This is a genomic window from Leptolyngbya sp. KIOST-1 (assembly GCF_000763385.1).
GTDB lineage: Bacteria > Cyanobacteriota > Cyanobacteriia > Phormidesmidales > Phormidesmidaceae > Nodosilinea.
Window position 1 is genome coordinate 1,224,925 of record NZ_JQFA01000004.1, and the last position, 11,909, is coordinate 1,236,833.

The following is an 11,909-nucleotide window of genomic DNA, read 5'->3' on the forward strand; positions in this document are numbered from 1 at the left end:
TGGCCGGGCCAGGGTACTTTAATCTAAAGCTCTGGGAGTATTCACAGGTGGAAAATGATGCTCAGGTCAGAGGCAGAGGCAATCGCTGGTGTGACGGCACCAAAGGTGCTCTCCCCAGAGCACCATCCTTCGCTTTGGCTGAATGGGGAACGCTGAATGGGTGGCTATAGAATCTCCGTCTGGGGCTGCATCACAATTTAGAACAAGGGCTTGAACTACGGTTTACGGCTGGATAATGGGTTGGGTTAACCACGTTCTGGTGCGATCGCACCCCACCGCTAAGCCCCTATCCACTCCGAGGCTAACTGCCCCTCCCTTGCCACCTACCCCTTCCTGTGTCTGAAGAATGACGCACCACCTTCCGCCCCCATCGGCGCTCAGCCAAGAGACCATTTTGGCGGCGGTATCGGCTGTCTGGGATGCCGCGGAGCAGACCCACGACCTGGACAGCTTTTTGCAGCAGGGGGTAGATATCCTGCGGCGCATCCTTCACGCTGACCGGGTGGTGGTCTATCGGTTTTTGGCTAATCACGATGGCGTCATTGCGGCTGAGTCGGTGGGGGCTGGCTGGCTGGCCCTGCGGGGGGAGCTGATCTACGATCCCTGCTTTGAAAATGGTTGGGGCGATCGCTACCGCCAGGGCCACGTTGGCCTGGTTGCCGACGTGCAGCACGACAGCCTCGAACCCTGCTACGCCAGCCTGCTCACCCGAATGCAGGTCCAGGCCAAGGTAGCGGTGCCTGTATTTGCTGGCCCCGACCTGTGGGCGCTGCTGATTGTGCACCACTGCGAAAGCCCCCGCCAGTGGCATCCGTCCCACTGCGACCTGCTCAAGCACGTGGCTCGCCAGATCGGCCACACCGCTTTTCAAAGCCAGCTCCAGCACCGGCTTTTGGTGGCTCAGCAGCAGCTTGAGCAGCGGCAAGTTGCGGCGTCGCAGGCCGAAGAACTGTTTCAGCTCTTTACCGAGCACGTTGACCAACTCCTGTTTGTCCGCGATGCGGCGTCGGGGCAGTTTTTATACGTCAATACCGCCTTTGAGCGGATTTGGGAGCAGCCCGCCGCCGCTCTCTACGCCGACCCCAATCTCTGGCTGGACCAGATTCATCCCGACGACTTGCCCCAGGTGCAGACCTCCCTGAGCCGCCAGTTCGAGGGCAACTCGGTGCGGCGGGAATATCGCATTCTGCGGCCCAGCGGCAGCGTGCGCTGGATCAAGGCCCAGGTGCGCGTGGTCGAAGATGACCAGGGCCAGCCGCAGTACATGGTGGGCTGGGCCGAAGACTGCACCGATCGCCGCGAACTACAGGCCCATCTGCGGGCCACCGAGACCACCCTCAGTCGTCGGGTGGGGCAGGAGCAGCTGCTGCGCATCCTGACCGCCCGCATGCGCGAGACCCTAAACTTTGGCACCATTCTGTCGGCCACGGTGGCGGGGATCAAAACGGTGTTTAACGCCGATCGCGCGGTGATTTTTCAAATTCTGGCCAACGGCGATCGGCGCATTGCCCACCAGGCCAATCACCACCCCTACGCCGCCGTCACCAGCGCCATGATTCCGCCCGGACCGCTGCCCGCCCCCTACCTGGCCAAGCTGCAATCCGGGCAGCCCCAAATTCACAACGACATTGCCACCGACCCCTGGCCCTCCGCGATCGCGGCTTTTTTAAGTCACATCGAGGTCAAATCGGCGATGGTGGCCCCGATTGCCCATCCCTCGGGGGGCGATCGCCATCCGGTGTGGGGGATTTTGGTGGTGCATGCCTGCGGCGAAAACCGCCAGTGGCAGCCCTTTGAGGCCAACATGCTGCAACACTTTGCCGACCAGCTCACCACGGCGCTGCACCAGGCCGAGCTGTACCGGAAACTGCAGGCCGCCAACCGCGAACTCGATCGCATCGCCAGGGTCGATAGCCTCACCCAGCTGGCCAATCGCCGCGGGCTCGATGACCACCTCAACCAGGAGTGGCAGCGGCTGGGCCGAGAGCGCAAACCCCTCAGCGTGGTGCTGGCCGACGTCGATTTTTTTAAGTCCTACAACGATACCTACGGCCACGGGGCCGGTGACCACTGCCTGGTTGTTATCGCCAGCGCCATTCGCCACGGCATTCGTCGCCCTGCCGATTTGGCGGCCCGCTACGGGGGTGAAGAATTTGCGCTGGTGCTGCCCGATACCGATACCGCCGGGGCTATTCAGGTAGTGCAGCTGGTACGCCATCACCTGCAAAGCCTGGGCCTGCCCCACGGGGCCAGCCCCAATCGCCCCACCATCACGCTGAGCTTTGGCATCGCCACGCTGGTGCCCGACCCAGAACAGCCGGCGGAAAGCATTCTGACGGCGGCTGACCAGGCGCTCTACAGAGCCAAGGCCGCGGGCCGCAACCAGTACCAGGTGTTTCAAGCCTAGGGGCTGTCTTCAATAGTGGGCTGCCCCCCCCGGCCCGGGCGTAGAATACAGACAGTGCCGGGTTGGAGATCTACTGCGCCGATCTACTACGCCGATCATCAGGGTCAAGGACCAGGGGTCAGGGGCCAGAATCGGGAGCGCCGCAGGACCGGGTTGAAGATTAGGGGATAGGGAGGACGCCTGGGGTTATGGTACATCGCCCGATCTATCTAGACTGCCACGCCACCACGCCGGTCGACCCGCGGGTGCTGGAGGTCATGCTGCCGTTTTTCACCGAGCAGTTTGGCAACCCGGCCAGCCTCACCCACCTTTACGGCTGGGAGGCCGAGGCGGCAGTGGGGCGATCGCGCCAAACCCTGGCCGCTGCCCTCAACGCCACGCCCGAGGAAATTATCTTCACCAGCGGGGCCACCGAGGCTAACAACCTGGCGATCAAGGGCATCGCCGAGGCCTGCTTTAGCCGGGGCCGCCACATCATTACGGTGCAGACCGAGCACAGCGCCGTGATCGACCCCTGCCGGTACCTGGAATCGTTGGGCTTTGAGGTCACCTACCTGCCGGTGCAGGCCGATGGTCTGGTCAGCCTCGACGCCCTGGACAAAGCCTTTCGCGACGACACGGTGCTGGTGTCGGTAATGGCCGCCAACAACGAAATTGGCGTGCTGCAACCCTTGGCAGAGATTGGGGCGCGCTGCCGCGATCGCCAGGTTTTCTTCCACAGCGATGCGGCCCAGGCGATCGGCAAAATTCCCCTGGACGTGCAGGCCATGCAGCTGGACCTGGTGTCGCTGACCGCCCACAAGGTCTACGGTCCCAAGGGCAGCGGGGCGCTCTACGTGCGGCGGCGGCCCCGCGTGCCCCTGGCGGCTCAGCTCCACGGCGGCGGTCACGAGCGGGGCCTGCGCTCAGGCACCCTGTATACGCCGCAAATTGTCGGCTTTGCCAGAGCGGTCGAGCTGGGCTTGGCGGCCCTGGAAACCGAGAGCGATCGCCTGATTGCTCTGCGCCAGCGCCTCTGGCAAGGACTACAGCCGCTGGGCGGACTACACCTCAACGGCCACCCCACTCACCGATTGCCCAACAACCTCAACGTCAGTTTTGAAGGGGTGGACGGCCAGGCGCTGCTGCTGGGGCTGCGGGGAACGGTGGCGCTGTCGTCTGGGGCGGCCTGTAGCACCGCCAGCACCGCCCCCTCCCCCGTGCTCAAAGCCCTGGGTCGCAACGATGCCCTGGCCTACGCCTCGCTGCGCTTTGGCCTGGGTCGCTTTACCACCGCCGCCGAGATCGACCGGGTGGTGGCCGCCGTGACCGAAACCGTGCGGGCTCTGCGCCAACCGGCGGGCTAGACCAACTCACAGTTTTCCCGAATAGGGCATAATAGTAACTAGCTTTGGGGTCAGGGGCATTGGCAACGGTTCAGGCCGTGCCCAGGTTTAGTGTACGAGCCATGGCAAGCCGCCGCGAGCCCACGCCTGTGGGTGAGGGGGGTATGTATGGCAGGGCGTCTACTTCCCCGGCAGGTTTATGACCACCCACAACCGTCAACTCAGCGACTGTCTGAAGGCCGGGATTGAGCAGGCCCGGCTGGGATACTTCGAGGCGGCGATCGCCCAGTTTTCTGCGGCTCTGACCCTAGACCCTACCTGCGCCAAAGCTTTCTACAACCGGGGCTGTGCCCACCGCGATCGGGGCTGTCCCGCTGCCGCCATCGACGATTTTTCTGCCGCCCTGGGTCTGGATCCCGACTTTGTTAACGCCTACATCAACCGGGGCAGCGTCTTTCGCCTGGTGGGGCAGCTGACGGCGGCCCTGGGCGATCTGGATCGGGCCATCGAGTTGCAGCCTGCCTCGGTCAAAGCCTACGGCAATCGCGGTCGAATTAAGCTAGACCTGGAGGACTACGGCGGCGCGATCGCGGACTTTTCGGTGGTGCTGGCCGAGCGGCCCGACTTCGCCAAAATTCTGCTGTGGCGCGGGCTGGCTCACCTGAAACAGGGTGCCCACGCGGCTCTGGCCGAACCCCGCCGTGCTGCCTACCAGTGCGCGATCGCCGACTTTAGCCGGCTGCTGCAAGGCCAGCCCCACCACGCCGAGGCCTACAACTACCGGGCGGTGGCCTACTTTCAGCTGCGCAACTATTACCAGGCTACCCTCGACATCAACCGCGCCCTGGAGTACCAGGTTGACTACGTGGAGGCCTACATCAACCGGGGCATGCTGCGCCACGAGCTGGGCGACCTCCAGGGGGCGATCGACGACTACACCACGGTGCTGGAGCTCAACCCCGACCTGCAGGACCGCTCCTACAACCAGACCCTGGTGGGCCTGGCCCTCGATAGCCCGGACGCCACCCTGAGCGAAGACACGCCGCTAAACCTGCGTTTTCGCCTGGCCGACCTGTACGACAGCCGGGGGCTGCTGCGGGCCCAGGTGGGCGACATGGAGGGCGCAATTGCCGACTACACCCTGGCCCTGCGGTTCAATGCCCGCAGCGGCCGCATCTGGGCCAACCGGGGTCGCGTATTTAGCCGCCAGGAGGACTACCCGGCGGCGATCGCCGACTTCGATCGCGCCCTGGAGCTAAACTCTGACGATGCCCTGGCCTACTGCGATCGCGGCTACGCCCTCTACTTCCTCGACGAGTGGGAGATGGCCCTCGAAGACTTTGACCGTGCCATTGCCCTCAGCCCTGCCCTGGCCGAGGCCTACATTGGCCGGGGCCACACCAGCATTCGGCTCGGCCACGGGGCCAATGCCGCCATGGATGACTTTCGCAAAGCCCTGGAGCTGTCCTGGGACAGCCGCAAATCCGAGCGATCGCGCCTGCTTTAATGCCGCTGGTATAGCCATCGCCAGAACCGTCAGGACATGACCCATGTCCCTGAAGCGATGGCTATACGCCATTGCGCTGCCCCAGTTTCTGCCTTTGGACGAGGCCAATGTCCTAAGCGCAATGGCCATCGCTATAAGGTCAATTGTCTATGCCGCTGACCCGGCACCGCCGGTTGGGCTGGGCAAACGCCGTTTGCCCCTACGGGAGTCCCCTGCTTTTAATCGGGGTAATTTGATTTAAATTTGGTGTGGATTGGGTTGCCCACATTCTCCCTATGGACGGTTACGGGGCAGGAGTGGCAACCAGGTAGACGAGGGGCGATTGCCACTGCACGGTCTTGCCCTGGAGCTGCCGCTGGCAACTCTGCTGAATCGTGGCAATATCCTTATCTGACAGATGCTCGGCTAGTTGGTCGCGGTAGCTGGGCGGTGTGCCGCCCGTTGTAAACCACCGCTGGAGCAAGGCTGAGGACACGTAGATGCTGCTGTGCAAAACATCTTCGGTGAGCTGTACCGTGAATCCGGCTTTGCGAAAGAGGGTTTCCAGGGTGTCGGCCTGCCAGTTAAAGCGGGGGTCGGTGGTGGAGTGGGCGATCGCATCTTCGGCCTGGTGCCAGCGTTTGACCAGCGCTTTGCTGAGGGCTGCGGTATCCACCAGCTCCGAAATCCGCTGGCTGTGGCGGGGGATGGTTTCGGCCAGCACCACCACGCCATCGGCAGCGAGAAACCCCTGCACAATCTCGATGAAGCGATCGCGATTGACTACCTGGCCAAAGGCATTGCGGCCCACAATCCGCTCGAAGCGCACCCCCGGCGTGTGCGATTCCAGGTAGGCGGCCAGGGCTTCGTAGTCGGCATGCACAAATACGGGACGGATGAGATCGGGTAGCTGGGCCGCCTGTTCCTCCAGAGCGGCCTGGTCTTGGGCGGTGTGAACGCGGGCGTAGACGCCACCCTCGGGCACCCGGCGCAGGGCCTCCCAGGTGAGCAGGCCGGTGCGGGCGTTGAGGTCGAGCACGCGGTGGTGGCGCTGGGGCGGGGCCAGCTCAAACAGGCGATCGCGCACCTCCCCCAGCTGTTCGCCCGCCTGGCTGAGGGTGCGCTGGAGCCAGCGATCGCGGGCCGGGTCCTCAGGGCTGTAGGTGAGCGTTTCCGGCAGGGCACCGCCGCCATCGACCAGGGCCGCCAGCTGAGCCTCGCGCCGTTGCGCTACCTGGGTTTGAATCGAGGCCTCGTAGCCCTGGTCAGAAGGCTGGTAAAACACCTGGCCCTGCAAGCCGCTGGGCAGGTACTGCTGCTCAACCCAGTGGTCGCGGTAGGCGTGGGGGTACAGGTAGCCCTGGCCGTGGCCAAAGCCTTTGCTGTCGCGGTTGCCGTCGCGCATGGGGTTGGGCACCTCGCGCTCGCGCTCCTGCTCGATGGCGGCGAGGGCATCGAAAAAGCCCATGGTGCTGTTGGATTTGGGGGCGGTGGCCAGGTACAGCGTCGCCTGGGCCAGGGGGTAGCGGCCCTCGGGCATGCCCACCCGGTCGAAGGCGGCGGCGCAGCTCGTCACCACCGTCACCGCGTGGGGGTCGCCCAGGCCAATGTCTTCGCTGGCCAAAATTACCAGACGCCGAAAGATAAAACGGGGGTCTTCGCCCGCGTAAACTATGCGGGCCAGCCAGTACAGCGCCGCATCGGGGTCGGAGCCGCGCACGCTTTTGATGAAGGCGCTGATGGTGTCGAAGTGGGCGTCGCCCTCTTTGTCGTAGAGCACCGCCCGCTGCTGAATTGACTCTTCGGCCACATCCAGGGTGATGTGGATATTGCCTGAATCGTTGGAAGGCGTAGTCTCCACCGCCAGCTCCAGGGCGTTGAGCAGGGCGCGGGCGTCACCGTTGGCCACGTTCACCAGGTGGTCAACGGCATCGGGGTCAAGCGCAATGGGGCGATCGCCGTAGCCCCGCTCCCCATCCGCCAGCGCCTGCTCCACCACCTGGTACAGGTCGGCGGCCTCCAGCGGCTTGAGTTGAAAAATGCGCGATCGGCTGACCAAGGCCTTGTTGACCTCAAAGTAGGGGTTCTCGGTGGTGGCCCCAATCAAAATCACCGTGCCGTTCTCCACCCAGGGCAGCAGCGCATCCTGCTGGGCCTTGTTGAAGCGGTGCACCTCGTCAATAAATAGAATGGTGCGCCTGCCGTACTGACCGCGTAGATCCTGGGCGGCGGCGATCGCCTCCCGAATGTCCTTTACCCCCGCCAGCACCGCATTCAGCGCAATAAAGTGGGCGCTGGTGGTGTTGGCAATGATCTGGGCCAGGGTGGTTTTGCCCGTGCCCGGCGGCCCAAAAAAAATTAGCGAAGAGAGCTGGTCGGCCTGAATGGCGCGCCGCAGCAGTCGCCCCGGCCCCACCACCGCATCCTGGCCAATGAATTCGTCCAGGGTGCGGGGTCGCAGCCGCGCCGCCAGGGGCGCATCGCGGGCGATCTGGGCCTGATGACTGTGGTCAAAGAGATCCATACAGGGCTGGCGAAACACCCCGGACGGCGATCGCGCCGCGCCGTTGCTCTATGGTACCGCTGAGTTTGAGAATTTAAGGGACGGTAGGGTGGGCATAGGCCCCACGATTCACCTTCCCTCAAGTTAGGCTCGATCGCAAAAAACGCAGACCAGATAACTCTGATCTGCGTTTGAGCTGAGGCGATCGCTAAAGGGCTTGAATCAGGGGTTAGGCCGCCTGGGGCGATCGCTGGAGCAGCGCCTGAATTGAGGTTTTCTCCAGCAGGCCCGCCAGCGAACCGTCATTACCAATGACCGCCAGCGCCTGAATCTTGCGAGTTTCCAGGGTCTTGATCACCTCCATCAGCGGCTGCTCAGCGCCCACCGTGACAATGTCCCCGGCAGATTCCATAATGGCCGCAACGGTGGTGTCAGCCCACTGCTCCCGGGGCACCTGCTTGAGGGCATCCACCAGTACGGTACCCACCAGCAGACCCGTTTCGTCGGCCACCAGGAACTTGCGCCAGGCCGAAGGGGCCGCTAGCAGCGCATTGTCGGCAAACTCTCGCAGAGAGGTATTAACCTCGACCACCGGGCTATCCTGGGCCATGGCATCCTTAGCGGTCAGCCCCGCCAGACGACCCTGCACAGTACCAAACTGGGCCGTGCGGTTAGCATTTTGCAGCAGAAACAGGCCAATCAGCAGCGTCCAGATGCTGCCCACGGGGCTGATGCCCAGAACAGAGCCAACCCCCAGGGCGATCGCGGTCCAGCCCAAGACCTGACCCACGCGGCTGGCGAATACCAGACCCTTGTGGGGCTGCCCGGTGATCTTCCACACCAACGACTTCAGCACGTTGCCGCCGTCCAGCGGCAGGCCGGGAATCAGGTTAAAGGCTCCCAACGCCAGGTTGATGTAGGCCAGCAGCGTTACGATTCCGGCCAGGGGGCCCGAGAGGGGCAGCACCAGACCGGCCACAAAGAACAGCCCAAACAGGGCAAAGCTGACCAGCGGACCTGCGATCGCCACCTGAAACGCGCCCTTTGGCGTCTCGGACTCTTTCTCTAGCGCCGCCAAACCGCCGAACAAAAATAGCGTAATGGAGTTAACGCCAATGCCCTGGCGCAGCGCCGCCGCACTGTGGCCCAGTTCGTGGGCCAGCACCGAGGCAAACAGCATCAGCGCTGTGCCCAGCCCCAGCACCCAGGGCAAAGACCCGCCCAAGGCCGGAAACGCCGCTGCCAGCCCACTGCCGTACTGCCACGTCACCAGGGCCAGCACCAAAAACCAGGACACATTTACATAAAAGGGAATGCCAAACAGATTCCCTACCCGTAAGTTGCCATTCATAGGGCACCTCGTAATTAAAGCCTGAGGATAGGGGACTGAATCTGTAGACGCATTCCCTACCCAGTGACCTTATTGTAACGAACTGTTAAAGAGTCTCTCATCCGTCGAAGGGGGTGAGAACCGAAGGGAATGGGGCGGGTTGGCGTAGGGGTAAAGGGTGAGGGGTGAGGGGTGAGGGCTGTTAAGCCATTCGAATCCCGCTGCCTACACTCGTCTACCCCCTACCCCCTACCCCTCACGCCCCACCCTCCACCTCCATGGCGTAGGCCAGAATCTCTTTGCCAACCGCCACATAGTCCTGCCAGCCCACTTCCGCTTTGGGGTCTTTCACGTCGTAGACCGCCGTGCCGGCCAGGGCAGCTTTTTGAAAGGCGGCATAGCGGCGAATACCGCCGGCAAACAGCGGTAGGTCGGTGGTCATCAACATCTCCCGCACTTCGGTGCCGGCCCGACTGGGGTAGGGCGGAATCATGGTCAGCAGAATGCGGAAGGGGGCTACCGGGAGCCCGGCCAGGTGCTGCACCATCAGCGCCAGGGCATCGAGGGAGAGAATATCGGGGGTGGTGGGCAGCACCAGCAGATCGCAGGTGTCCGCCAGGAGAGCCAAATCGTCGGCAATGGGACGGGCCTGGGTGTCGATGACCACGTGACCCTGGGCGACAGGCCTATCCCTCGCCTGCCACTGATCCACCACCATGAAGGGCAACTCGCCGCGACTGGCCCAGGCCAGCGCCGACCGATTGGGGTCGGCATCGATTAGCAGCGTTTCGGCGTAGCCCTGCAAAAAGGCCGCCAGGTGAATGGCGGTGGTGGTTTTGCCCACGCCCCCCTTAAAGCTGGCTACGGTGACAATCATGGGATCGGTGTAAGCGATGCCGTTGTTCTGAGCCAGGCGATCGCATGGCTCCATTGTCGGCGTTGCCCTGCCGGACATCAATGGGCATCGTATTAATGGGCATCTCTGGAGTGGATTTCGTTTACCGTCGGAGGGGCTCGCCCCACTACCGCGAGGCCACCAGCACCACACCGCCCATAATCAGCCCCAGCCCCACCAGGCGACCGGGGGACAGATTTTCCTGAAAGACCGTCACCCCAATTAAAACGGAGGCCAAATAAATCATTGAGGCGGCTGGGGCCGCAACGCTGAGTTCAACCCGCGTGAGCACCAGAATGTAGAGCACTGCGCCGATGCCGTAGGCCACCAGTCCCGCAATGAGCGCTGGGGTTGTGGCGATGCTGAGAATGTGACCCAGGGCATTGGCGCTGGTCACCTGGCCCAGCTGCACCGCCCCCAGCTTGAGGAACAACTGGCCACAGGCGCTGGCCAGCACCGCCACTAGCAGCAGACTAAATTCCTGAATCGTCACGGCGTTTCCTTAAACGGGTGGGTATTGAGGGCGCAGTCAATCAGCCGCTGGCCGCCTGGCCATAGACGCTAGAGAGGTATAGTAGCGAACTTTTGAGGCGAAGGGAAACGGCCCACCGCCCAAGCTCGTTTCCCCAAGCTACGATGGAAGGCACAGCATAGCTCCCTGACATATGACCGGCAAAACTCTTCTGGTTGGGCTACGGGCCGACCAGTTTCGCCATCCCCTCGACCTCGAAGCGACCCGGGCCCTGAAGCAACTGCCGGGGCTGGATGTGATGGTGCGTATGGCTCTGGCCCCCTTGGCGGAGCGGTTTTTTCACCTCGACCATCTGGCCTCCAGCGTGCAGGTGAGCGATCGCCAGCTGCCCGACCTGCACCAGTCCCTGGTTGAAGCCTGCCAAATTCTCGACCTGGACGTCCCCCAGCTCTACGTGCGTCAAAACCCGGTGCCCAACGCCTACACCTTCGCCATGCGCGGCGAGCAGCCCTTTATCGTGATCCACACGGCGCTGGTGGAGCTGCTCACCCCCGCAGAAACCCAGGCGGTAATTGCCCATGAGCTGGGCCACCTCAAGTGTGAGCACAGCGTTTACCTCACCCTGGCCAACCTGATCACCCTGGCGGCGGGCAGTCTGCCCCTGGGCGAAGTCCTGGCCCAGGGGCTGCAAAATCAGCTGCTGGAGTGGGTGCGCTGCGCCGAGTTTACCTGCGATCGCGCCGCCCTGCTGGTGGCCCAGGACCCTCGCATTGTCGCCTCACTGCTGATGAAGCTGTGCGGCGGCTCGCCCTCTTTGGTCAGCCAGCTCAATGTCGATGCCTTTATCGATCAGGCCCGCGCCTACGACACCCTCAGCGCCGATGCCCTAGGCGATGCCCTGAAGCAGGCCCGCACTCAGGGGCTGACCCATCCGGTGCCCGTACTGCGGGCCAGGGAGATCGATCGCTGGGCCAGCAGCCAAGATTACTTTGCTCTGGTGAAAAGCCAGCCAGATCGGTATAATGGTGGTTCATCCAAGGGCGGATGGCGGAATTGGTAGACGCACCACACTCAAAATGTGGCGACTTCGGTTGTGCGAGTTCGAGTCTCGCTCCGCCCATAGCAAGGTCCAAGCGCTTGACTATCCAAGAGTCTGCCGAAGACTAGTCTGCTGAAGACCCATGATTGCCTGTTCAGGCGCGTAAAACATGGGTCTTCCATTGCGTTTAAAGATAAAAAAGAATTCTATTTTTGGCGTTGCTGAATGCCGGTATGATGTAGCCCCCAAGCCCCCAATTTTGGGGGGAGTCGAAATCTCAAAGTCCCCCAGAATTGGGGGATTTAGGGGGCGATGAAAGGATGTCAAGTTTACAGATTCATTACTCAATTCAGCATCGCCCTTTTTCTACTGAAGAGAAATATGGCGATGGCCGTTGCGCTGGGGAATTGTCCTTGGCTTCGGTTGAGGACTGGGGCGGCGCAAGGGCGTGT

At 62.7% G+C, this 11,909-nt stretch carries 9 protein-coding genes and 1 tRNA gene; 6 read left to right on the top strand and 4 right to left on the bottom strand.

Translation table 11 applies throughout. From position 1 onward, the window contains the following. Window positions 1-346 precede the first annotated feature (346 nt). The 4 genes from NF78_RS22455 to NF78_RS31480 all read left to right on the top strand — a co-directional run bounded on the left by NF78_RS22455 (window position 347) and on the right by NF78_RS31480 (window position 5,480). On the top strand, window positions 347-2,407 hold the full coding sequence (locus tag NF78_RS22455) for a diguanylate cyclase domain-containing protein (protein WP_035991791.1): 2,061 nt from the start codon (window positions 347-349) through the stop codon (window positions 2,405-2,407). A 188-nt stretch (window positions 2,408-2,595) separates the two neighbouring features. Next, window positions 2,596-3,753, top strand: a complete 1,158-nt coding sequence (locus NF78_RS22460; RefSeq protein ID WP_035991794.1) for a cysteine desulfurase family protein — start codon at window positions 2,596-2,598, stop codon at window positions 3,751-3,753. Between the two features lie 178 nt (window positions 3,754-3,931). Continuing rightward, complete coding sequence (locus tag NF78_RS22465; RefSeq protein ID WP_035991796.1) at window positions 3,932-5,239, top strand: tetratricopeptide repeat protein; 1,308 nt, start codon at window positions 3,932-3,934, stop codon at window positions 5,237-5,239. Between the two features lie 43 nt (window positions 5,240-5,282). Further along, entirely contained in the window at window positions 5,283-5,480 is a 198-nt protein-coding gene (locus NF78_RS31480; protein WP_156119926.1) for a hypothetical protein, read from the top strand. A gap of 42 nt (window positions 5,481-5,522) precedes the next feature. On the opposite strand, the gene NF78_RS22470 is transcribed toward NF78_RS31480, so the two are convergent. The 4 genes from NF78_RS22470 to NF78_RS22485 all read right to left on the bottom strand — a co-directional run bounded on the left by NF78_RS22470 (window position 5,523) and on the right by NF78_RS22485 (window position 10,439). Continuing rightward, complete coding sequence (locus tag NF78_RS22470) at window positions 5,523-7,742, bottom strand: AAA family ATPase (RefSeq protein ID WP_035991798.1); 2,220 nt, start codon at window positions 7,740-7,742, stop codon at window positions 5,523-5,525. 208 nt (window positions 7,743-7,950) lie between these two features. Beyond that, window positions 7,951-9,072 (bottom strand): site-2 protease family protein, encoded by a 1,122-nt coding sequence (locus tag NF78_RS22475; protein WP_035991800.1) that lies wholly within the window; start codon window positions 9,070-9,072, stop codon window positions 7,951-7,953. 235 nt (window positions 9,073-9,307) lie between these two features. Then, on the bottom strand, window positions 9,308-9,982 hold the full coding sequence (locus tag NF78_RS22480; RefSeq protein ID WP_318655502.1) for a ParA family protein: 675 nt from the start codon (window positions 9,980-9,982) through the stop codon (window positions 9,308-9,310). A 91-nt stretch (window positions 9,983-10,073) separates the two neighbouring features. Next, entirely contained in the window at window positions 10,074-10,439 is a 366-nt protein-coding gene (locus tag NF78_RS22485) for an EamA family transporter (RefSeq protein WP_035991802.1), read from the bottom strand. 172 nt (window positions 10,440-10,611) lie between these two features. On the opposite strand from NF78_RS22485, the gene NF78_RS29965 reads away from it, so the two are divergent. Then, window positions 10,612-11,478, top strand: coding sequence for a M48 family metallopeptidase (locus tag NF78_RS29965; protein ID WP_072016226.1), 867 nt, complete (start codon window positions 10,612-10,614; stop codon window positions 11,476-11,478). Further along, window positions 11,457-11,538: transfer RNA gene (locus tag NF78_RS22495), tRNA-Leu, on the top strand. Before NF78_RS29965 ends, NF78_RS22495 begins: the two co-directional genes overlap by 22 nt. Window positions 11,539-11,909: the final 371 nt, after the last annotated feature.